The sequence below is a fragment of the Paraburkholderia phenoliruptrix genome, assembly GCF_902859825.1.
In the GTDB taxonomy this organism is placed as follows: Bacteria; Pseudomonadota; Gammaproteobacteria; order Burkholderiales; family Burkholderiaceae; genus Paraburkholderia; species Paraburkholderia phenoliruptrix.
Window position 1 is genome coordinate 255,591 of record NZ_CADIKB010000005.1, and the last position, 22,514, is coordinate 278,104.

At 64.8% G+C, this 22,514-nt stretch carries 21 protein-coding genes; 10 read left to right on the top strand and 11 right to left on the bottom strand.

The genetic code is table 11. The features are described 5' to 3' along the window. Positions 1-6: 6 nt before the first annotated feature. The 4 genes from HV711_RS08825 to HV711_RS08840 all read right to left on the bottom strand — a co-directional run bounded on the left by HV711_RS08825 (position 7) and on the right by HV711_RS08840 (position 4,103). Positions 7-1,167 (bottom strand): DegT/DnrJ/EryC1/StrS family aminotransferase, encoded by a 1,161-nt coding sequence (locus HV711_RS08825; RefSeq protein ID WP_035482459.1) that lies wholly within the window; start codon positions 1,165-1,167, stop codon positions 7-9. A gap of 186 nt (positions 1,168-1,353) precedes the next feature. Further along, positions 1,354-1,725 carry an SMR family transporter gene (locus HV711_RS08830; protein ID WP_013588491.1) on the bottom strand — a complete coding sequence of 124 codons (372 nt, stop codon included), beginning with the start codon at positions 1,723-1,725 and terminating at the stop codon, positions 1,354-1,356. A 25-nt stretch (positions 1,726-1,750) separates the two neighbouring features. Further along, a complete protein-coding gene (locus HV711_RS08835) occupies positions 1,751-3,544 on the bottom strand; it encodes an ArnT family glycosyltransferase (RefSeq protein ID WP_035482461.1) in 1,794 nt (597 codons plus the stop codon). A 184-nt stretch (positions 3,545-3,728) separates the two neighbouring features. After that, positions 3,729-4,103: an Mth938-like domain-containing protein gene (locus HV711_RS08840; protein WP_013588489.1), complete on the bottom strand. Its 375-nt coding sequence runs from the start codon at positions 4,101-4,103 to the stop codon at positions 3,729-3,731. A gap of 420 nt (positions 4,104-4,523) precedes the next feature. Here HV711_RS08840 and HV711_RS08845 point away from each other — a divergent pair, with 420 nt between their 5' ends. The 6 genes from HV711_RS08845 (at position 4,524) to moaE (ending at position 10,993) form a co-directional block, all read left to right on the top strand. Continuing rightward, entirely contained in the window at positions 4,524-5,792 is a 1,269-nt protein-coding gene (locus tag HV711_RS08845; RefSeq protein WP_013588488.1) for a pyridoxal phosphate-dependent aminotransferase, read from the top strand. A gap of 95 nt (positions 5,793-5,887) precedes the next feature. Beyond that, entirely contained in the window at positions 5,888-7,219 is a 1,332-nt protein-coding gene (locus HV711_RS08850; RefSeq protein WP_013588487.1) for a homoserine dehydrogenase, read from the top strand. Positions 7,220-7,227: 8 nt separating this feature from the next. Continuing rightward, entirely contained in the window at positions 7,228-8,679 is a 1,452-nt protein-coding gene (gene thrC / locus HV711_RS08855) for a threonine synthase (protein ID WP_035482463.1), read from the top strand. A 267-nt stretch (positions 8,680-8,946) separates the two neighbouring features. Beyond that, on the top strand, positions 8,947-10,191 hold the full coding sequence (locus HV711_RS08860) for a molybdopterin molybdotransferase MoeA (protein WP_028363230.1): 1,245 nt from the start codon (positions 8,947-8,949) through the stop codon (positions 10,189-10,191). Between the two features lie 23 nt (positions 10,192-10,214). After that, positions 10,215-10,472, top strand: coding sequence for a molybdopterin converting factor subunit 1 (gene moaD / locus HV711_RS08865; RefSeq protein ID WP_013588483.1), 258 nt, complete (start codon positions 10,215-10,217; stop codon positions 10,470-10,472). Positions 10,473-10,516: 44 nt separating this feature from the next. Next, on the top strand, positions 10,517-10,993 hold the full coding sequence (gene moaE, locus HV711_RS08870; protein WP_028363229.1) for a molybdopterin synthase catalytic subunit MoaE: 477 nt from the start codon (positions 10,517-10,519) through the stop codon (positions 10,991-10,993). Between the two features lie 58 nt (positions 10,994-11,051). Here the strand turns inward: moaE and HV711_RS08875 are convergent, their stop codons facing one another. Beyond that, a complete protein-coding gene (locus HV711_RS08875) occupies positions 11,052-11,594 on the bottom strand; it encodes a group III truncated hemoglobin (RefSeq protein ID WP_035482465.1) in 543 nt (180 codons plus the stop codon). Between the two features lie 302 nt (positions 11,595-11,896). Here HV711_RS08875 and HV711_RS08880 point away from each other — a divergent pair, with 302 nt between their 5' ends. Continuing rightward, the gene (locus tag HV711_RS08880; protein ID WP_028363227.1) at positions 11,897-12,397 is read left to right on the top strand and encodes an Rrf2 family transcriptional regulator; all 501 of its coding nucleotides are present in this window, start codon (positions 11,897-11,899) and stop codon (positions 12,395-12,397) included. 132 nt (positions 12,398-12,529) lie between these two features. Then, the gene (gene clpB / locus HV711_RS08885) at positions 12,530-15,127 is read left to right on the top strand and encodes an ATP-dependent chaperone ClpB (protein ID WP_013588479.1); all 2,598 of its coding nucleotides are present in this window, start codon (positions 12,530-12,532) and stop codon (positions 15,125-15,127) included. Positions 15,128-15,251: 124 nt separating this feature from the next. Here the strand turns inward: clpB and HV711_RS08890 are convergent, their stop codons facing one another. Continuing rightward, on the bottom strand, positions 15,252-15,680 hold the full coding sequence (locus HV711_RS08890; RefSeq protein WP_035482467.1) for a YidB family protein: 429 nt from the start codon (positions 15,678-15,680) through the stop codon (positions 15,252-15,254). A 220-nt stretch (positions 15,681-15,900) separates the two neighbouring features. Then, positions 15,901-16,506: a ComEA family DNA-binding protein gene (locus HV711_RS08895; protein ID WP_035482468.1), complete on the bottom strand. Its 606-nt coding sequence runs from the start codon at positions 16,504-16,506 to the stop codon at positions 15,901-15,903. 294 nt (positions 16,507-16,800) lie between these two features. Here HV711_RS08895 and HV711_RS08900 point away from each other — a divergent pair, with 294 nt between their 5' ends. Together HV711_RS08900 and HV711_RS08905 are read left to right on the top strand one after the other, a co-directional pair. Beyond that, positions 16,801-17,331: a MerR family transcriptional regulator gene (locus HV711_RS08900; protein ID WP_175145052.1), complete on the top strand. Its 531-nt coding sequence runs from the start codon at positions 16,801-16,803 to the stop codon at positions 17,329-17,331. Next, positions 17,283-17,720: a carboxymuconolactone decarboxylase family protein gene (locus HV711_RS08905; protein WP_028363224.1), complete on the top strand. Its 438-nt coding sequence runs from the start codon at positions 17,283-17,285 to the stop codon at positions 17,718-17,720. The genes HV711_RS08900 and HV711_RS08905 overlap by 49 nt, the downstream gene beginning before the upstream one ends. Positions 17,721-17,854: 134 nt before the next feature. On the opposite strand, the gene HV711_RS08910 is transcribed toward HV711_RS08905, so the two are convergent. The 4 genes from HV711_RS08910 to HV711_RS08925 all read right to left on the bottom strand — a co-directional run bounded on the left by HV711_RS08910 (position 17,855) and on the right by HV711_RS08925 (position 22,501). Beyond that, positions 17,855-19,234, bottom strand: a complete 1,380-nt coding sequence (locus HV711_RS08910; protein WP_035485459.1) for an MATE family efflux transporter — start codon at positions 19,232-19,234, stop codon at positions 17,855-17,857. Between the two features lie 6 nt (positions 19,235-19,240). Then, positions 19,241-20,998 carry an ArnT family glycosyltransferase gene (locus HV711_RS08915; RefSeq protein ID WP_035485456.1) on the bottom strand — a complete coding sequence of 586 codons (1,758 nt, stop codon included), beginning with the start codon at positions 20,996-20,998 and terminating at the stop codon, positions 19,241-19,243. 276 nt (positions 20,999-21,274) lie between these two features. Next, positions 21,275-21,541, bottom strand: a complete 267-nt coding sequence (locus HV711_RS08920; RefSeq protein ID WP_013588472.1) for a type B 50S ribosomal protein L31 — start codon at positions 21,539-21,541, stop codon at positions 21,275-21,277. Positions 21,542-21,655: 114 nt separating this feature from the next. Then, on the bottom strand, positions 21,656-22,501 hold the full coding sequence (locus tag HV711_RS08925) for a M90 family metallopeptidase (RefSeq protein WP_035485453.1): 846 nt from the start codon (positions 22,499-22,501) through the stop codon (positions 21,656-21,658). Positions 22,502-22,514 lie beyond the last annotated feature (13 nt).

Sequence of the window (22,514 nt, forward strand, 5' to 3'; positions counted from 1 at the left end):
TTCCGCTTATTTTCCGTATTGTTCGCAAATTTCATTGACCGCACGGCATACGCGCGCAACGTCGCCTTCGTTCATCAGCGTGAAGAGCGGCAGCGTGACGTTGGTCGCGCCGAAACGCTCCGCATGCGGGAACATGCCTTCCATGAAGCCGCGCGCGCGATACAGCGAGAACAGATGGATGGCCGGGTAGTGCACGCCGGAGCCGATGCCGCGTTCCTTCAGCTGCCCCATAAAACCCGCGCGGTCGATGGAAAGCTTCTCGAGCGGCAGCGTGATCTGGAACATGTGCCAGTTGCTGTTTTCGAAGTCGGCAAACGGCAGGCCGACGCCCAGCTTCACCGCCGCGCCGCCCTCGAGGCCCGCGAAGTACGCGCGCACGAGCTTGCGGCGTTGCGCGAGAAAGCGTTCCAGATGCGGCAGCTGGCCAAGGCCGACGCGTGCGGCGACGTCCGTCAGGTTGTACTTGCCGCCGAGCACGTCGCAGTCCATGCCGTCGAAACCCGTGCGCGTGATGCCTTGCAGCCGGTATTTCTGCGCGAGCACGGCCTCGTCCTCGTTGTTGAGCACGAGTGCGCCGCCTTCGATCGACGTGAGGTTCTTGTTCGCGTGGAAGCTGAACGAGACCATGTCGCCGATCGCGCCGATGCGCTTGCCGTTCCACGTCGAGCCGAAAGCCTGGGCGGCGTCTTCCACCACGCGCAGCTTGTGCGCCCGGGCGATCGCGTAGAGGCGGTCCATGTCCACCGGCAGGCCGGACAGATAAACCGGGATCAGCGCCTTGGTGCGCGGCGTGATCGCCTGCTCGAGCTTGTCGAGGTCGATGTTGCGCGTGACGGGGTCGATGTCCGCGAACACCGGCGTCGCGCCCACTTCGTAGATCACGTTGCTCGTCGCGACCCATGAGGCGGGCGTGGTAATGACCTCGTCGCCGGGACCGACGCCCGCAATGCGCAGACCGATTTCGAGCGTCGCCGTGCCGGAATTGAACGTGCGCACCGGACGGCCGCCGCAGAATTCGGAGAGCGCCGCCTCGAACTTCTGGTTTTGCGGGCCGGTGGTGATCCAGCCGGAGCGCAGCACGTCGGCTACGCCCTGAATCGTTTCTTCATCGATTTCCGGTTTTACGAACGGCAGGAACGGCAGAGGCGGAACGGTTGACTGGGTCATGAATGCTTCGCTCGATCGAAAGAGCTGGGTTCGGAGGCACAGTCGGCACAGCTTGCGCGCCATTCCGTACCACGGCTAAAAAAGGGTGCAACCGCGGAGCATACCGCGATCAACCTTACGTTTTGCTTGGCCGGCGGTTCGCGCCGGCTTACGTTGTCTTGCCGCGGCGCAGCGGCCGCAAAATGCCTAGCTGCGCGCGAGTATCACCACGCCCACCAGAATCACGCCGATGCCGACGAGCTTGTGCAGCGACAGCACTTCGCCGAACAGATACCACGCGGCGAAAGCGTTGACGATATAGCCGAGCGACAGCATCGGATACGCAATCGACACGTCCACGCGCGACAATCCGACGATCCACACCGCGACGCTGATCACATAACAGGCCAATCCGCCGATGATCGGCGGTTGCGTCGCAAGACGAAACGCGATCGGCAGGATGTTCGCACGGGTGAATTCGAAGTGTCCAACGGCATTCGTTCCGGCTTTGAGCAGCAGCTGCGCGCCGGCGTTCAACGAGACGCCGGCGAGAATGCAAAAAAGGGAAATCGGGTTCATCGGGTGTTCAGATCCTGATATGGGGTCACGATTGCGGTTTTTCCACCGGCGCGACTGGCGCGGCCGACGTCGCCATCCGCGGCTGTTGCGCCGCTGCGGTCGGGGCGCCGGGACCGGACGGCGTGGGCGTTTGTCCCGCCGCGAGCGGCTTCATCACGACAACGCGGCGCGAGTCGCGGGCGACCATCTGCATCGGCAGACCTTCCTTCAGGAGCCGCTCGTAAGTGGGCGGCGGCAGCAGCGCCAGCGCATAGCGGTCGGCCTTCCAGCGCTCGACCCATGCCTGAACCGAAGGCAGCCATTTCTGCGGTTCCACGGATACGCCGAACGCGAGTTCGTCGGGATGCTCGACCATCGTCATCGTGTGATCGATGTAGAACGGCAGCGTGTGATCGAGCACGCCGACCGAGTAGAACGGCGTGTCGGCCGGCAATTTCGCCAGCTGTGCCTTGATGGCGGCCGCGAGCGGCGCGCCGGAGCTCAGGCGGCCGAACACGTCGTGGCCGGTGCCCGCGATGGTGCCGAGCAGCAGCCATGCGGCGCCGAAGCTGGCGACGGCCCCGAGACTGCCGGCGCGGCCGCGTCGATTGATCCACAGCGCGGCGAGCGTCAGCACGAAGGCGACGGCCAACGCCGCCAGCACCCACACGCGGTATTCGACATAGAGCTCGGTCGGATTGCGGGCGGAGCCGAAGCGCGGCAAAAACAGCGCGGCAAACGCAGCGACGACGAGAAACAGTGCATAGCCGGTCAGATGGCGGCGCAGCTGCTCGCGCGTGAGGAGCGGCAGATAGCGGCCGATCAGGAGCGCGATGGCCGGCGCGATCGGCAGCGTGTACGACAGCAGCTTCGAGTGCGACGCGCTGAAGAAGAGGAAGATGAAGCCGATCCAGACCAGCATCAGCGTGATGGGCGCAAAGCCGTTCGGCTGGCGCGGCAGGCGCCACGCGTGGCGCACACTTTGCACAGTCACCGAAAGCCACGGCAGGAAGCCGACGATCAGCACCGGCACGAAGTAATAGAACGGCCCGGGGCGGTTCTGCTCGGGCGTCAGGTAGCGCTTGAACTGCTGGACGATGAAGAAGAAATTGAGGAATTCCGGGTTGCGCTGCTGCACCAGCACGAACCAGGGCGTGACGATGGCGAAGAACAGGATCAGCCCGCCGATCAGGTGCAGGCGCTTCCACACGGCCCAGTCGCGCGCGATCAGCGTGTAGAGCACCAGCACGGCCCCCGGCAGGATGACGCCGACAAGCCCCTTGGACAGGACCGCGAGCGCCATCGACGCCCAGCACAGCCACATCCAGCCGCGCACGCACGAGGTTTTCAGATCGGGGCGCTGCGCCAGCAGCAGCGCGCACAGCGTGAGCTCCATCCAGAACGACAGGCCCATGTCGAGCGTGTTGAAGTGGCCCATCAGGTTCCAGTAGGGCGAGGTGGCCAGCACGAGCGCCGCGAATACGCCGGTCGCCGCGTTGAACACGCGCGCGCCGGTGTAGCCGATCAGCAGCACGCCGGCAAAGCCGGTCAGCGCGGTGTAGAGCCGCGCCTGCCATTCGCCGATGCCGAACCACGCGAACGTGAGCGCGTTCGCCCAGGTTTGCAGCGGGGGCTTCTCGAAGTACTTGTAGCCGTTGTAGCGCGGCGTGATCCAGTCGCCGGTGACGAACATTTCGCGGGCCATTTCGGCATAGCGGCCTTCGTCGCTCGGCAGCAGATGGCGCCAGCCGAGCGGCACGAACCAGATGACGGCAAGGGCCAGCACCAGCAGCAGAATCGCGGTGCGGTTGAGCGGTAGCCTCGAAGGCGTATCGTTCATGGATTTAAACCTTTCTGGCGACGCCGCTTGCGCGGCGCTGCATTGTTATTCGAGATGGCGGAGGCGACCGGCCTCGCGCGGATGGCGCGCAGTGTACGTGATCGTGCGTGACGCGGCGAGCGCGCCGGTGGCCGCCGCGCCCGCGAACCCGCGGCATGCGCGGCTCGCGCGCCAAGCCGCCGCGCTACGCTTCGATCAGCAGGGCGGCCGCGACCTTGCGGCCCTCGGCCATCAGAATGTTGTAGGTGCGGCAGGCGGCCTTGAAGTCCATGGTTTCGACGCCGATGCGCTTCGCCGTCAGCGCGGCGGTCAGGCGCGGGTGCGGAAAACGCAGCCGCTCGCCGCTGCCGAACACCACCACCTCGGGCGCGGGACCGACCAGCATCGAAAAAAGCTCAGGGGTCAATTGCTCGAAAGACGTGACGGGCCAGGAGATGACAGGCGCGTCCGGCAGCACGAGAAGGCTGCCCGCGTGGCGCACCAGATTGATTTCGACATAGCCGGCGCCGTAACCGGTGACGGTATTCAGAGCGCCGCTGGAATCCTGATGTAATTTCAAATTCGTTTTCCGAAGTCGTCGCGAGACATCATAGGTGTTGAAGGCCTGACGCGGCAGGCGCGAGCAGGGCGGTTCCACACGATTGGGACAGGGAAGGGCTCAAAAGGCTCCCGTTGCGCCTGGTGCATTGCGGAAGTCGGCCAAAATCCGCTAAATTATAACTTTTTAGCCGCCCGGCGGCGTCCCCGCTCATGCGCCGCCACAAGCGGCACCGACGGTCCGGGGTGCGGTCCGTCGGCTACCTACCTGGTTCTGCCCGACCGGTTCACCCGTTTAGTCCGCCGTGGCGCCCCTACTGGGCGGTCCATACTGGGCGATCCATACAGGGCTGCCCCCTGAGGGCGGCCCTGCGGCCCCGCCGCACCACGAATGTTGCAATCGGCGAGCCTGCCCGGCGCGCCCGACTGTTCAAAGCCCTCAATGTCCATTAACCAGGATGAAGTGCCCGCCGTGAAACCGATTCTCAAGTCCAACAAGTTATTGAATGTCTGCTACGACATTCGCGGGCCCGTCCTCGAACATGCGAAACGGCTCGAAGAAGAAGGCCACCGCATCATCAAGCTGAATATCGGCAACCTGGCGCCGTTCGGCTTTGAAGCGCCGGACGAAATCATCCAGGACATGATCCTGAACCTGCCGGGTTCCTCGGGCTACTCGGACTCGAAGGGCGTGTTCGCCGCGCGCAAGGCGATCATGCATTACACGCAGCAAAAGGGCGTACATGGCGTCGAGCTGGACGACATCTACATCGGCAACGGCGCGTCGGAGCTGATCGTCATGGCGCTCCAGGGGCTTCTGAACGACGGCGACGAAGTGCTGCTGCCCGCGCCGGACTATCCGCTGTGGACGGCCGGCGTGAGCCTCGCGGGTGGCACGCCCGTGCACTACATCTGCGACGAGTCCAACCGCTGGATGCCCGACCTCGACGACATCCGCGCCAAAATCACGCCGAACACGCGCGCGCTCGTGGTCATCAATCCGAACAATCCGACGGGCGCGCTGTATTCCGACGAACTGCTGCTCGGCCTCATCGAAATCGCGCGCCAGCACGGCCTCGTGATTTTCGCCGACGAGGTGTACGACAAGATCGTCTACGACGGCAAGAAGCACACGTCGATGGCCGCGCTGTCCGAAGACGTGCTGACCGTCACGTTCAACAGCTTGTCGAAGAGCTACCGCTCGTGCGGCTACCGCGCCGGCTGGATGTTCATCTCGGGCCTGACGGGCGAAAACCGCCGCAGCGCGAAAGATTATTTCGAAGGCCTCGGCATTCTCGCGTCCATGCGCCTGTGTCCGAACGTGCCCGGCCAGTACGCGATCCAGACCGCGCTCGGCGGCTATCAGAGCATCAACGACCTGATCGTGCCGAGCGGGCGCCTTTACAAGCAGCGCGAGCTCGCGTACGACATGCTGACCGCCATCCCCGGCGTGAGCTGCGTGAAGCCGGAGGCGGCGCTCTACATGTTCCCGCGCCTCGACCCGAAGATTTATCCCATCGAAAACGATCAGCAGTTCATTCTCGACCTCCTGCTCGAAGAGCGTGTGCTGCTCGTGCAGGGCACCGGCTTCAACTGGAAGACGCCGGATCACTTCCGCGTCGTGTTCCTGCCGAACGTGGACGATCTGGCCGATTCGATCAACCGGATCGCGCGCTTCCTCGACGGTTATCGCAAACGTCACACGGCGTAGCGCACAATACGGGGCGCGAGGCGTGAATTGTCCGCCGCGCGCACCCGGCCACCGGCACCCCGAATTCCTTTAATCACTACTCGACACCACGCTGCATGGAACCGATCAAAGTTGGACTGCTGGGCTTCGGCACGGTAGGCAGCGGCACCTTCACGGTACTGCGCCGCAATCAGGAAGAAATCAAACGTCGCGCGGGCCGCGGCATCGAGATTGCGCGCATTGCCGTGCGCAATCCGGCCAAGGCGACGGCGGCGCTCGGCGCGCAAGCCGCGAGCGTGGCGCTCACCGATGATTTCAACGCGGTGGTGGATGATCCGTCTATCGACATCGTCGCCGAAATGATCGGCGGCACCGGCGTGGCGCGCGACCTGGTGCTGCGCGCCATCCGCAACGGCAAGCACGTGGTCACGGCCAACAAGGCGCTGCTTGCCGTGCACGGCACGGAAATCTTCGAGGCGGCGCGCGCACGAGGTGTGATGGTCGCGTTCGAGGCCGCGGTGGCGGGCGGCATTCCGATCATCAAGGCGCTGCGCGAAGGCTTGACGGCCAACCAGATCCAGTACATCGCGGGCATCATCAACGGCACGACGAACTACATTCTTTCCGAAATGCGCGACCGCGGGCTCGACTTCGCGACCGCGCTGAAAGCCGCCCAGGAACTGGGCTACGCCGAGGCAGATCCGACTTTCGACATCGAAGGGGTGGACGCGGCGCACAAGGCGACGATCATGAGCGCAATCGCGTTCGGCGTGCCGGTGCAGTTCGACCGTGCGTATGTGGAAGGCATCAGCAAGCTCGCCGCGATCGACATCCGATACGCGGAGGAACTCGGCTACCGCATCAAGCTCCTCGGCATTGCGCGCCGCACTGAGAAAGGCATCGAATTGCGCGTGCATCCCACGCTGATTCCGGCCAAGCGCCTGCTCGCGAATGTGGAAGGCGCGATGAACGCGGTCGTCGTGCACGGCGACGCGGTCGGCACCACCTTGTATTACGGCAAGGGCGCGGGTGCCGAGCCCACGGCGTCGGCGGTAGTGGCCGATCTCGTCGACGTGACGCGCCTGCATACGGCCGACCCCGAGCATCGCGTACCGCATCTGGCGTTCCAGCCGGATCGTCTGTCGAACACGCCGATCCTGCCTATCGAGGAAGTGACGAGCGGCTACTACCTGCGTCTGCGTGTCGCGGACGTGACGGGCGTGCTGGCCGACATCACGCGTATTCTCGCTGACACCGGCATCTCGATCGACGCGCTCCTGCAGAAGGAGTCGGAACAGGTCGACGCCAACGGCAAGGGCGAGACCGACATCATCCTGATCACGCACGAAACGGTCGAAAAGAACGTCAATGCCGCGATCAAGTCGATCGAGGCGTTGCAGACCGTCGTCTCGCAAGTCACGAAGCTGCGCATGGAAGCGCTGAACTAGGCCGAACTATGAACTATCTCTCCACGCGCGGCGCCGGAGCCGGCGAGCGCCACACCTTCTCGGACATTCTGCTCGGCGGTCTCGCGAAAGACGGCGGCCTGTATCTGCCGGCCGAATACCCGCGTGTCAGCGCCGACGAACTCGCGCGCTGGCGCACGCTGCCGTACGCCGACCTCGCCTTCGAGATCCTGTCGAAATTCAGCGACGACGTTCCGGCTGAAGATTTGCGCGCCCTCACGCGCAAGACCTACACGGCGTCCACGTACTGCAACGTGCGCGACGACGAAAGCGCCGCGCAGATCACGCCGCTCAAGACGCTCGGCGTGGAGAACGGCGCGCCGCTGTCGCTGCTCGAACTGTCGAACGGTCCGACGCTCGCCTTCAAGGACATGGCGATGCAGCTGATCGGCAACCTGTTCGAGTACGCGCTCGCCAAACACGGCGAAACGCTGAACATTCTCGGCGCGACCTCCGGCGACACCGGCAGCGCCGCCGAATACGCGATGCGCGGCAAGCAGGGCATTCGCGTGTTCATGCTGTCGCCGCACAAGAAAATGAGCGCGTTCCAGACCGCGCAGATGTACAGCCTCCAGGACCCGAACATTTTCAACCTCGCGGTCGAAGGCGTGTTCGACGACTGCCAGGACATCGTCAAAGCCGTCTCGAACGATCACGCGTTCAAGGCGAAGTACAAGATCGGCACGGTCAATTCGATCAACTGGGCGCGTGTGGTCGCGCAGGTCGTCTATTACTTCAAGGGCTACTTCGCTGCCACGAAGAGCAACGACGAGCACGTGTCGTTCACTGTGCCGTCGGGCAATTTCGGCAATGTGTGTGCGGGTCACATCGCGCGCATGATGGGTCTGCCGATCGAAAAGCTCGTGGTCGCCACCAACGAAAACGACGTGCTCGACGAGTTCTTCCGCACCGGCATCTACCGCGTACGCAAGGCGGCCGAGACGTATCACACGAGCAGCCCGAGCATGGATATTTCGAAGGCGTCGAACTTCGAGCGCTTCGTGTTCGATCTGCTGGGCCGCGACCCGGCGCGCGTGCTGCAACTGTTCCGCGACGTCGAGGAAAAAGGCGGGTTCGATCTCGCGGCGAGCGGCGACTTTGCTCGCGTGAAGGAATTCGGCTTCGTGTCGGGCCGCAGCAGCCACGACGATCGCGTCGAAGCGATCCGCGACGTGTTCCAGCGCTACGACACCATGATCGACACGCATACCGCCGACGGCCTGAAGGTCGCGCGCGAACATCTGCAGCTGGGCATTCCGATGATCGTGCTGGAAACGGCGCAGCCCATCAAGTTCGGCGAGACGATTCGCGAGGCGCTGCTGCGCGAACCGGAGCGCCCGGCGGCGTTCGCCGGACTGGAGTCGCTGCCGCAGCGCTTCGAAGTCGTGCCCGCGGACGCTCAGCGCGTGAAGGACTTCATCGCGGCCAACACGGGCGTCTGATCCACGTGAAGCGCGGGCCGAGCCGTTATCGCGCGGTGCAGGGGGGCGCAATGGCGGCCCGGCGAGCCGGGGGAGCGCCTGTCGTCCTGCCGTTGCTGGGCGAACCGGCGGGTCCGGCAAAAACCGCGGCAAAACCCGAAAGCCTGAAAAAGCAGAAAACCCCTCCATAAACGCGGCCCCGACAAGGCGCGGCCTTCGACCGCTACAATGTTCTTTTCGATCAGCGGCTCCGAACCCGAGATGTCCACACCCACGCCCCGCGCTCCGATGCTCGCCACTGCCGACGCATTGGCGACTCTGCTTGACGCCGCGCGCCCCGTGACCGGCAGCGAATCCGTGCCGACGCTCGAAGCAGCCGGTCGCGTGTTGTCGGCCGACGTCGTGTCGCCGCTCGACGTCCCGCCGATGAACACCAGTGCCATGGACGGCTACGCGATCCGCGCCGCCGACATCACGACTCACGGCAAGCGCCGCCTGCCTGTGTCGCAGCGCATTCCCGCGGGTCACGCGCCCAAGCCGCTCATGTCCGGCACGGCGGCGCGCATCTTCACCGGCGCCACGGTGCCGCCCGGCGCGGACGCCATCGTCATGCAGGAGCAGACGGAAGCTGCCGGCGACGAGGTCACCATCCTGCACAGCCCGCGACCCGGCGAGTGGATTACTGCACAAGGCGCGGACATCCGCAGCGGTTCGGTCATTCTGCCGGCCGGCACGCGGCTGACGCCGCAGGCGCTGGGTCTCGCCGCATCGGTGGGTTGCGCGGAACTGCAAGTGCGCCGCCGCGTCAAGGTCGCCGTGTTCTTCACCGGCGACGAGCTGACCATGCCTGGCGAGCCGCTCAAGCCCGGCGCGATCTACAACTCCAATCGCTTCACGCTGCGCGGTTTGCTGGAGAACCTCGGCTGCGAGGTGAGCGATTTCGGTATCGTCGCCGACAATCTGGATGCAACGCGGACCACGCTGCGCGAGGCGGCTCAGGCGCACGATCTCATCCTGACCTGCGGCGGCGTGTCGGTCGGCGAGGAAGATCATGTGAAACCCGCCGTCGAGGCGGAAGGCCGCCTTGCCATGTGGCAGATCGCGATGAAGCCCGGCAAGCCGCTCGCATTCGGCGCCGTGCGGCGGGGGGCGGACCGCCATCCGGCAGCAGAACCGTCCGCGCCGTCCGCCGAGACCTTTTTTATCGGCCTGCCGGGCAATCCCGTATCGAGCTTCGTCACCTTTCTACTGTTCGTGCGTCCGTTCGTGCTGCGGCTCGCCGGCGTGCAGGCGGTCGCGCCGCACGCGCTGTCGCTGCGCGCGGACTTCACGCAGGGCAAGGCGGATCGCCGCAACGAGTTCCTGCGGGCCCGCGTCAATGCGGCTGGCGGTCTCGATCTGTTCCCGAACCAGAGTTCGGCCGTGCTGACGTCCACGGTGTGGGGCGACGGTTTGATCGACAATCCACCCAATCATGCGATCAGTGCCGGCGAAACCGTGCGCTTCATTCCCTTTTCCGAGTTGCTGAATTGAGGCCGGCTGCGCCGGCAGCATCTATGAAGATTCAATTGCGATATTTCGCGAGCGTGCGTGAAGCGCTCGATCGAGCAGACGAAACCGTCGAGTTGCCCGAGGGCGTTGCCACCGTCGGCGACGTGCGCGCGTGGCTGCGCGTGCGCGGCGGCATCTGGGCGGACACGCTCGCCGAGGGGCGGGCGCTGCGCATGGCCTGCAATCACGTGATGACCGACGCCGGCACGCGTGTCACCGAAGGCTGCGAGGTGGCCTTCTTCCCGCCCGTCACGGGCGGCTGAACCGCTCGAACCGGTTCAACCGGTTGAACCATCAGGAGCCGGCCATGCCCGTTCGTGTCCAGACCGAAGATTTCGACCTCACCGCGGAGGTCGCCGCGCTGCGCGCCCGCAATCCGAAGATCGGCGCGGTGGCGTGCTTTGTCGGCACCGTGCGCGACCTGAACGACGGCAGTCAGGTAGAGACCATGGAGCTCGAGCACTATCCGGGCATGACGGAGAAGTCGCTGGAGGCGATTATCGTAAGTGCGCGCGAGCGCTGGCCGGGCATCGAGGTGCTGATCGTGCACCGCGTCGGCAAACTGTATCCGCTCGATCAGATCGTGCTGGTCGCGACGACGGCCGCCCATCGAGGCGAGGCCTTCGCGTCGTGCGAATTCGTGATGGATTATCTGAAGACCCAGGCGCCGTTCTGGAAGAAGGAAAAAACCGAGGCTGGCGAGCGCTGGGTCGACGCCCGCGTGACCGACGACGCCGCACTCGCGCGCTGGGGCGTCGAGTCGGGCAACGGCGCGCGGGAATAAGCATCTGGGCGCTGCGGCCTGCGGGGCGCTGCTCTGGCCGCTCAAGCTGCGCCTTCCCTCATTCGTCGCGCGATTTGCCGATGATGTGCGCCGGAAACGGCTCCCCCGCGGGCCGCTCCGGAAGATGCGGCTCGTCGTCCGGGCGAGGCCGTTTGGGCGCCACGCGTTCCAGCAAAGCCTGCTGTTCCGGCGGGATCCTGTAGTCCCAGCCGAAGCGGCTTAACTGCAAGCTCTGCGCGATACGCAGCGCCGGTTCCATGAAGCGCACGGCGGCGGCCGGCTCGTAGTGGGATTCCACCGTATCCAGAAAGAGATACAGCCAGCGGCTGAAATGCTGCGGCTCGACGCCCTCGAGCGGCTGATGCGCCTGCTGCACATTGCCGCGGTACTGCTTCGCGCCCAGCACGAGGCTCGCCCAGAACGTGCACATCTTCGGCAGATGGTCGTCCCACCGGCCGGCAAGCGTCGCCTCGAAGACCGGGCCGAGCAGCGGGTCGGCGCGCACGCGGTCGTAAAACGCGTAGACCAGCTCGCGGATGTTCGCCTCGGTAGGCTCGGCGGCGCGCTCGACGACCGGCGCGGTGGGAAAAGAGGGTTTCATGCGGATTCCAGAAATATGCGACGATGCGTCTGCGGCGCGCCACACTTGGCCACAAATATGCCGGAACTGCCACAAAAAGGTCCAGCTCGGCGGAAGTGAGCTCAAAAACAGTGCACTTTTCAGGTGAATAGGCGCGGCGCGAAACGTTACCATTAGCATCGCAGGTCCGGCTTCACCGATGCAGCATAAATAAATATGTACCAACTCTGCATCTTATGGCGAAGCCGCGGCCACCGGCAACCCTTGCATCGACGCGGTTATCCCACGGATCGCGGCTTGCGCTCATCGTGATACGGGAACCCATGAGACTAACCGACTACACCGACTATTCGCTGCGCGTCCTTCTGTACCTTGCTGTGCGCGGCGAGGGCTTGTCGACCATTCAGGACATTTCCGAGGCGTACGGCATTTCCAAGAATCATCTGATGAAGGTGGTGCAGCGGCTGAGCGAGCTCGGCTGGGTGGAGACCGTGCGCGGCCGCAACGGCGGCCTGCGGCTTGCGGAGCGTAGCCGCACGCTGACGGTCGGCGAGATCGTGCGCGCAACGGAAAACGACTTCGCGCTGGTGGCCTGTCTGCCGGATCAGGACGGCCAACGCCGTCCCTGCGTCATTACGCCCCATTGCCGGCTGCGCAACGTGCTCGAGGCGGCGCGCCACGCGTTTCTCGCGGAGCTCGACCGCCACACCATCGAGGAAGTCTCCGGGCCACAAGGGCCGCTCGCCGCGTTGCTGGGCATACGGCCGGTGATTCCGCTCGTGCCGGTCGAGCCGCCGGGCGACAGCCCCGTGCCGATCGCCTGAGCGCGGCTCGCGTAAGGCGCCGCGCATTTTGTTCGCATCAGATCTTCAAAAACTCCCCGTGGACAGCAGAAAAGCGCTTGAATCCTGAATAAATCGCCTCATTTTGGTGGTAATCGAAATTGGAGGTCTCGAATGAGAATCGACAAACTCACCACTAAATTCCAGGAAGCGCTGGCGGACGCGCAGAGTCTCGCGGTCGGCCATGACAATCAATATATCGAGCCGGTTCACGTCCTCGCGGCGCTCGTCGCGCAGCAGGACGGTTCGGCGCGTTCGCTGCTTTCGCGCGCCGGCGTGCACGTGCAGGCGCTGCAAACCGCGCTCGACGACGCCATCACGCGCTTGCCGCAAGTTCAGGGCACCGACGGCAATGTGCAGATCGGCCGCGAGCTGACCGGTCTTCTGAACCAGGCCGACAAGGAAGCACAAAAGCTCAACGACACGTTCATCGCGAGCGAAATGTTTCTGCTCGCCATTGCGGACGACAAAGGCGAGGCCGGCCGTCTCGCGCGTCAGCACGGCTTGTCGCGCAAGTCGCTCGAAAGCGCGATTGCCGCCGTGCGCGGCGGCTCACAGGTGCACAGCCAGGACGCCGAAAGCCAGCGCGAGGCGCTCAAGAAATACACCATCGACCTGACCGAGCGCGCGCGGGCCGGCAAGCTCGACCCGGTGATCGGCCGCGACGACGAAATCCGTCGTTCCATTCAGATTCTTCAGCGTCGCACGAAGAACAATCCGGTGCTGATCGGCGAACCGGGTGTCGGGAAAACGGCGATTGTCGAAGGTCTCGCGCAGCGCATCGTCAACGGCGAGGTGCCGGAGACGCTCAAGGGCAAGCGCGTGTTGTCGCTCGACATGGCCGCGCTGCTCGCGGGCGCGAAATACCGCGGCGAGTTCGAAGAGCGTCTGAAGGCCGTCCTGAACGACATCGCGAAGGACGAAGGGCAGACCATCGTCTTTATCGACGAAATTCATACGATGGTCGGCGCCGGCAAAGCCGAGGGCGCCATGGACGCGGGCAACATGCTAAAGCCGGCGCTTTCGCGCGGCGAACTGCATTGCGTCGGCGCGACCACGCTCGACGAATATCGCAAGTACATCGAAAAGGACGCCGCGCTCGAGCGCCGCTTCCAGAAGGTGCTCGTCGACGAACCGACGGTCGAGGCCACCATCGCGATCCTGCGCGGCTTGCAGGAGAAGTACGAGCTGCACCATGGCGTGGACATCACCGACCCGGCCATCGTCGCGGCGGCGGAGCTGTCGCATCGCTACATCACGGACCGCTTCCTGCCGGACAAGGCGATCGATCTGATCGACGAAGCCGCCTCCAAAATCAAGATGGAGATCGATTCGAAGCCCGAGGAGATGGACCGGCTCGACCGTCGCCTGATCCAGCTGAAGATCGAACGCGAGGCCGTCAAGAAGGAGAAGGACGAAGCGTCGCAAAAGCGTCTGCAACTGATCGAAGAGGAAATCGAGCGTCTGGATCGCGAATATTCGGACCTCGAGGAAATCTGGACCGCGGAAAAAGCGGCGGTGCAGGGCAGCGCACAACTGAAGGAAGAGATCGACCGGACGCGCGCGGAAATCACCCGCTTGCAGCGCGAAGGCAAGCTCGAAAAGGTCGCGGAGCTGCAATACGGCAAGCTGCCGGGGCTCGAGGCGCAACTGAAGGAAGTCACGCAGGCCGAGGCGAAAGAGCAGAACAATCCGACGCGTCCGCGCCTCTTGCGCACGCAGGTCGGTGCGGAGGAAATCGCCGAAGTGGTGTCGCGCGCAACCGGCATTCCGGTCTCGCGCATGATGCAGGGCGAGCGCGAGAAGCTGTTGCAGATCGAAGAAAAACTGCATGAGCGCGTGATCGGCCAGGACGAGGCGATCAACGCGGTGGCCGACGCGATCCGCCGCTCGCGCGCGGGTTTGTCCGATCCGAACCGTCCGTACGGTTCGTTCCTGTTCCTCGGGCCGACCGGCGTGGGCAAGACGGAGCTGTGCAAGGCGCTGGCTGCGTTCCTGTTCGATTCGGAAGATCATCTGATCCGCATCGACATGAGCGAATTCATGGAGAAGCACAGCGTCGCGCGTCTGATCGGCGCGCCGCCGGGATATGTCGGCTACGAAGAGGGCGGCTATCTGACGGAAGCCGTGCGTCGCAAGCCGTATAGCGTGATTCTGCTCGACGAAATCGAGAAAGCGCATCCGGACGTGTTCAACGTACTGCTGCAAGTGCTCGACGACGGCCGCATGACCGATGGCCAGGGGCGCACCGTGGACTTCAAGAACACGGTGATCGTGATGACGTCGAACCTCGGTTCGCAGGTCATCCAGGCGATGGTCGGGGAGCCGCAGGAAGCGGTGAAGGACGCGGTGTGGGCCGAGGTGAAGCTGCACTTCCGCCCGGAGTTCCTGAACCGGATCGACGACGTCGTCGTGTTCCATGCGCTCGACCGCTCGAACGTGCAGTCCATCGCGCGCATCCAGTTGCAGCGTCTGCACGAGCGGCTCGCGAAGCTCGACATGCAGCTGGTGGTGTCGGACGAGGCGCTCGAGCACGTGGGCAAGGTCGGCTACGATCCGCTCTTCGGCGCCCGGCCGTTGAAGCGCGCGATCCAGCAGGAAATCGAGAACCCGGTCGCCAAGCTGATTCTGGCGGGCAAGTTCGGACCGAAGGATGTGATTCCGGTCGAACTGGAAGACGGCAACCTCGTCTTCGAGCGCGTGGTGCATTAAGCGCCTCTACCGGCTGACGCGTCAGGTGCGAACCGACGCGTAGATGGTAAAGCGGCAACGAATTTTCTTCGTTGCCGCTTTTTTTTGTCTGCCCGGTTGCTGGTTCATCCGGGCGAGGATCGCCTCAAGCCGTGCCCTTGCCGAACAATGCCGACAAACCGCCGAGCGCGCCGAGCACGGTCGTCGCGTTCAGCTTGCCTTCGGCCGGGACTTCGCCTTCCGGCGTTGCCGCGTTGACCACGTGCGGCAGGATCTGCGAAAGGAGGCCCGTGACCTGGTCCGGTTGCACGCCGGCTTTCGCGGCGAGGCTGGAGACGGCTTCCGAGCCGAGTACGCTATGCAGCGCGTCCGGCGCAATCGGTTGATTCTCGCCGTTGCTGACCCACGACGATACGACGTCGCCGAGCCCCTTTTCCTGAAAGCGTTGGATCAGGCCGTTCAGGCCGCCTGGCTGGTTGTTGACGAATTCGAGTGCGGGTGCGATCAGCGCTTGCTGGCCGCCGCCTTCGGGCGACTTGCCGACCAGGGATCCGAGGGTATCGAGTAGGCTCATGATGGGTCTCTCTTGAATGCCGGCGCGTGGACGACGGCCGGCGGGTGAGGCGCCGCGCGGCTGCGCGGCGTCGAGGGAAGGAAGGGTGCTGCGAGGCGCTGCCGCCGTGCACGACGCGCGTGATGCGTGCGATGGTGGCTCGGTGGCAGGCAGCCTCGCGGCGGACGCTGCCTTGGTTGTTGAATCAGTCTCTGACGCGCGAGGCGCCCGACTAGTTTCGCTAGGCGCCGCCCGAAGCCGCCGCGGCGGACGCCGCCTTGCTCTTCTTCGCCTTTTTCTTCGACGCCTTGGCGCCGGAAGCGTCGGCGGGGGCGCTCGCGGCAGCGGATGTGGCCGCGGTGGCGGCCGGCGCGGACGCAGCTGCTGCGGCCTCCTTGGCTTTTTTCGACGACTTCGAGGACTTCGACGCCTTCGCGCCCGAAGCGTCCGCCGGCGCAGCCGGGGCCGCCGTGGCGGCAGTCGTGGCCGGCGTGGTTTCGGCGGCCGGCGCGGCCTTCGTCGCCGTCGACTTCGCGGGCGCGGACGTCGTCGCCGATTTCGCACCTGTGGGCGGCGCCGACGAGCCGTTGATCTTCAAGCCCGCCGCTTCCAGATTCACAACCGATTTATTGCCGATGCCCTTGACGCGCGCAGCGAGATCGTCGGCGTTTTTGAACGGGCCGTTCTTCGTACGCTCTTCGATGATCGCCTTCGCATGCGCGGGGCCAATGCCCTTGACGGATTCGAGCGCTGCCTGATCGGCGGAATTCACTTCGACCGCCGCCGCCAATCCGGCCGACAGCGACAACGCGAGGGCAACGCAAAGCATCACGAGCTTTTTCAGCATGGCAGGCACTCCATCGAGAGCAAAAGTTAGCCGGGAACGGGCGACGCATTCTGTCAGCGGGCGCTGCGCTTAAGCATAGGACAAATGCGCGCCCTTATTTGCGAACGCCGACGATTTATACCGGCCGATTGATGGCAAGTAAATCGCAATGAACAATCTTTAACTCTTTTGCCTCGCGATTAGGCGGTTGTGCGCCGATTGCTCGCATCGCCTGCACGCGCGAGGCCGTGCTCACGATGACAGCGCGGCGCACTTGACTTAGAGTGCACTCGAAGTCCTAACCTGAGTCCTGTCATGTCGAAAACGTCGAACGCACTCACCATCGGGCAGGTCGCCGAACTCATCGGCGTATCCACGCACACGCTGCGCTATTACGAGCAGGCCGGCCTGATACGCGAGGTCGGCCGCACGCAGGCGGGGCATCGCCTGTATTCGCCCGCCGACCTCGACTGGCTGCGGTTCGTAATGCGCCTGAAGGCGACCGGCATGCCGATCGCCGGCATGCAGGCTTTCGCGGCGCTGCGAGCCGAAGGTCCGCAGACGATGGGCGCGCGCCGCGACCTGCTCGCTGGGCATCGCGACGCGGTTCTTGCGCGGATCGCCGAATTGCAGACGAACCTCGGCGCGATCATCGACAAGATCGCGTATTACGAAGGCGAGGCGCACGAAGGCGAAGCGCGCGAAGCCAAAGCGGCCGGCAAGGCGCCCGCGGCGGGAAGCCGGACTCGACGGATCGACAAGACGTCATCGTTCTCACACCCGGAAAAGGACTCACCATGGACCACGCACAAACCGACCGCTACACGCAAGGCTGGAACAAGCTGAGGGAAATCGACGGCCAGGCCGGCGAACAGGTCATCGCCGCACTCGCGCCGATTGCGCCGGACTTCGGACGTCTTCTGATCGAATTCGGTTTCGGCGATATTTACAGCCGGCCGCAGCTCGATTTGCGCTCGCGTGAAATCGCCACGATCGCGTCGCTCGCCACGCTCGGTTGCGCGACGCCGCAGTTGAAGGTGCATATCGAAGCCGCGCTGAACGTCGGCTGTACGCGCGAGGAAATCGTCGAGGTGTTCATGCAGATGGCGCTCTACGCGGGCTTTCCGGCGGCGCTGAACGCACTTTTCGCTGCGCGCGACATTTTCGAGCGTCACGATCGGGTCGCGGCGGAAGGCGGATTGCCGGCTGCGGTGGAGGCGGAGCAGGAGGGTTAAGTGCGGCTTGGCCGTTCTGATCGATGCGAGCCGCCCGCGCTGCCAGTGCAGCGGCGCCGCGGTTGCATTTCAGCGCGGGTGTCGCCATCGAGCCGGAGATCGACGGCGTCGAACTTCGGCGCCGCTCCGCCGAGTCAGACGCCCGCGTCGGTGCGCAGCGCGACGGCCGCGCGCACATGCCGTCTGCTCACCACGCGCCAGTAGAGCAGCAAGCCGACCCCGGCAATCGCAAGGCTCGCCGTATTGGCTACCCAGAAGCCGCGCGCGCCGGTCAACCATGGCGGAATCGTCCCGCTCACATTGAAGCCGAGCAGATAACCGCCGCCGAGCCCCACGCCCCACAGCGCGACCGCGTAGATCATGGTCGGCACGACGGCGACCTTGTAGGCGCGCAGCACGAACGCCGTGGTGATCTGCAAGGCGTCGAAGAGGTGATAGCAGACGACGATCAGCACGAGCGGCATCGCCGCCGCCACGACCTGCGGATTCGGCGTATAGCCCTGGATCACGTAGGGACGCAGCGCCAGCACGACGACGCCGTAACAGCACGCGATCGCGACGGCCATCATGATGCCGTGACGCGACAGCGTGCGCGCCGCTTCCGGCCGATGGGCGCCGAGCGCCTGGGCGACGAGCGTCGACGAAGCAATGCCGATGGCAAGCGGCGTCATGTACAGCACCGCGCCGATATTGCCCGCGATCTGGTGGCCGGCGAGCGTCGTGGTCCCGAAGCGCGCGATGAAGAGCGCCATGAAGGTGTACGACGTGACTTCGATCAGATAGGAGAGCCCCATCGGGATGCCGAGCCGCAACTGCGCCGCCTGACGCCGCCAGACCGGCCAGCAGAAGCGCCTGAAGATCCCGAACGGCGTGAAGACGTCGACGCGCGTGAGCAGCACCATGCCGACGAGTGCAAGCGCCCAGTTGATCAGGCTGCTGGCGAGCGCGCAGCCCGGACCGCCGAGCGCGGGCACGCCGAGTCCGCCGAAAATGAACCAGGTATTGAGCGGCACCTTCAGCAACAATCCGCCGATCTGCAGAATCATGACGAGCCGCGGCTTGCCGACCGCATTGCTGATCGAACCATAGACGCGAAACGCAAGTCCTGCAGGCAGGCCGAACGCGAGTATCCGCAGATACGACACCGTGCGCTCGTGCAGCGCGTCGGGCACGCGCGCGAGCTGCAGCAGATGACCGGGGAAGAACAGAATCAGAAAGCCGATCACCGTCAGCGCGAGCGCGAGCCACAGCGCCTGCCGGACTTCCTCGCCGATCTCGTCGTAGCGCCGCGCGCCGTACAGTTGCGCGGTGATCGGTTGCAGCGCCGTGAGAATGCCCGTCAAGCCGATGTAGACCGATATGTAGATCGATGAACCGAGGCCGAGCGCCGCCAGATCGACCGCCGAGTAGCGGCCGACCATGGCCGTGTCGATCACGCCGAACGCGATGATCGCCAGTTGGCCGATCAGCACCGGCCACGCGAGTCCCGCGATTTTCCGTAGGTCGGCGAGCATCTTCGGTCAGTCTGTCTTTTTATGCCAGCTGCGCCGTTTGACGACGGGCGGCTTCGGCCGGTCGATCCGCACATACAGCCGGAAGCGTTCGTCGCGGTCGGCCACGCGGCGGCCTTCCCACACGAGCTTCCACACGAAGTCCGACATGGCGCTCGGCTCGCCGTACTCCTGCGTGTCCTGACGCAGGATGACGTCGCAATCCTGATTGAACGCGAAATGCATGTCGCCGAAATAGGCAAACGTCGCGATCTGCGCATTGCCGAGACGCACGGGGGCGATGCACGTGTAGTCCTCGGGCAGATGGCTCGCGATCTGTTCGGCGACGTCCTTGTAGGTCCGGCTGTAGTTGACGACCGGCAGCCACAAGGTCATGAGCAGCACCCACATCAGCGTGGTGCCGGCGCTCGAGAGCACCACGCTGCGCCACAGCACCTTCGGATGGCGGGCAAGGCGCCATTGCACCAGCACGAACCAGCAGAGCGTCACCGCGACCGCGCAGACGAACGACAGAATCTTGAACTGCGGCGCGAAGCCGGGCGCGAGACGCGCGAGGTTGCGGGCGAGCGGATGCGGAAAACCGGTCAAACCCGCGACGTACACGAGCCAGACGAAGCTGCCGAGTATCGTGAAGCTCAGCAACGCAAACCAGTCGATCGCGTTAATGGCGCCGCGCTTGAGCGTGGGTAGCGCAAAAGTGGCCAGCACGGCGAGCGGCGGCAGCAGCAGCATATACAGCCGGTTTGACTGATGGCTTTGCAGCACAACCAGCACGAGGAGCGGCCCGATCACCGAAAGCGGAATCGCCACGTGCGGCGCGCGGCGCAGCCCCGCCCAGCTGAACCACGCCCACAGCGCGAGTGGCCACGCGGGCCAGGTGAAGAGCGGCAGATTCTTGAGCGCGTAACCCGCGACCGAGCCGGGCGGGCCGGCGAACGAGCTCAGACTTACGTGCACCCATTGGTTCAGGTACCAGACGGCGTCGACAGGAAAGGCGGCCAGCGCCGCAATCGGCCATGCGACCGACAGCGCGAGCGCGATCGGCAGGCCGGCCAGCAGAAGCCAGCGCGAACGCGTTTCGCGCACGACCACGGTCATCGCGAGCGTGCCGAAGAGCAGCGCGCCGACCAGCACCGGACTGCTCGCCAGCGTGACGAGGCCGACGGCGGCGCCCCAGATCGATGCGCCCTGAATCGGCTTGTCGATCATTCGCACGAGCCCATACACGAGCATTGCGATGCCGACGAATTGCGCCAGCTGCGGCGTCGTCTCGTGACCGCGCTCGGCGAGGCCGAAGCAGGCGAGCAGAATCAGCAGCGCGCCGTCGGCGAGCGTGCGGCCGTAGTCGCGTGGCTCCGGCTCGCCGCCGAACGCGTACTTGAACGGCTGCACCTCGGCGCGCCGGCCGAGCAGGTAGGCCGCGTACCAGACGAAGGCGCAGCCCGTGCAGAAGAGCAGGCCCGTGAAGACGCGCGAGGCGTTGCTTGCGTCGACCCACGGCGCGAGCGCGCGGATGGCGGTTGCGCCGAGCCAGTAGCCGAGCGGACCGTCTTCAGTGAGATATTTGCCGACCAGATTGGGCAGGAGCCAGTCGTGCCCCGTGCCGTTCGCCATGGTCCACATCACGCCGAAGCCGGCTGCGTCTTCGTTCTTCCACGGATCGCGGCCGAACAGGCCGAACGACGCGTACACGATGCAGATGGTCAGCAGCAGCCAGCGTGGCAGCGCACTGGTCGCGGAGGCAGTGAGGCGAACGACAGGTCTCATGCGGTTTGGGATAGTGGATAAGCGATAGCCGCTGGCAAAGGGCGGGTCCGGCTGGATCGGCCTGATTGGAGCATCCGGCATTGTAGTCGGGCGGGACTGCGCGCGTCACGGCCGGTAATGGCGGGCAACGGGCGCCGCGCGCAGGCGAGGGCAGCGCGGTAGGCGTAGCGACCCGCGCGCGCCCGACGGCGGGCGACAAAAAAGGGCAGCTCGCGCTGCCCTTCCTGTTTGCTGCATCGCTGCCAGCCTGAGCTGGTGCAGCGGTGATGAAGCGTATTACTTCGCTGCTGCCTTGCCGGTAGCGCGTGCGCCGAACTTGTTGCGGAACTTCTCGACGCGGCCTGCTGTGTCCATGATCTTTTGCTGGCCGGTATAGAACGGATGCGATTCCGACGACACTTCGATCTTGGCGAGCGGGTACGTCTTGCCGTTGAATTCAGCGGTTTCACGCGTCTGGATCGTGGAGCGCGTCACAAACTTGAAGTCGTTCGACACGTCGACGAACAGCACTTCGCGGTAATCCGGGTGAATGCCTTCTTTCATGGTCTTTCCTTTAATCTGGCGGTAGCCAACCCGCGTGCAGCCGCTGTGTGCGCGGACCGCATCTAGGCGCGAGCCACTTGCCTATGGTCGAAAAACGGCGATTATGCCAGAAAATCAGTCGCTTGACGAATTCTTCGCGAACGCAAGGCCGACGCGCGCCGGGTCCTGACGGTAATAGCGCGCGAGGAGCCGGTAGAGCTCCGGATACTCCGCCTCGAACGCATGCGGCTTGACGAAGAGCGCCTCGCTGCACACCGCAAAAAATTCGGACGGATGGTCGGCCGCGTACGGATCGATCAGCGATTCGTGCTCGAAGCGCGTCCAGCGGCGCGCCGGCACCGCGTCGACGCGGGCGCAGAACTGGTCGTAGGCGGAATCGAACACGTCCGCCCAGGCGTCGGAGTCGAGCGGCGCGTGCCAGCGGCGCACGAGCGGCGGATGGCCGTCCGCCTCGCCGTTCAGCATGTCGATCTTGTGCGCGAATTCGTGGATCACCACGTTGTACGCGTCGGCGCCGTCCGTCATCTGCGCGTCTTCCCACGAGAGGATCACCGGGCCGCCTTCCCAGGCTTCGCCGCTCGCGTCCTGCTCGACTTCGTGGACGACGCCGTCTTCGTCCTCGACCGTCTTGCGAATCACGAATTCGCCGGGGTAGACAATCACGCCGACCCATCCGCGATACAGGTCGAGGCTCAGATTCAGCACCGGCAGGCACGCCTGGGCCGCAATCGCGACGGTCATCGCGTCGTTCAGCTCGAGCTCGTGCGCGGTCGAGAATTCCTTTTGCGCGATGAACAGGCTGCTCATTTCGCGCAGGCGCGCGAGGTCCGGCGCATCCAGGTACGCAAGGAACGGCAGGCCGTCGAGCGTGGCTTGCCACAGCGCGTCGTCGATCGCGTAGTCGCGCAGCGCGCGCTCGCGCCGGCGGGCGCCGAGCCATTGAGTGAGTTTCGAAAGCATGGTGGATGAAACC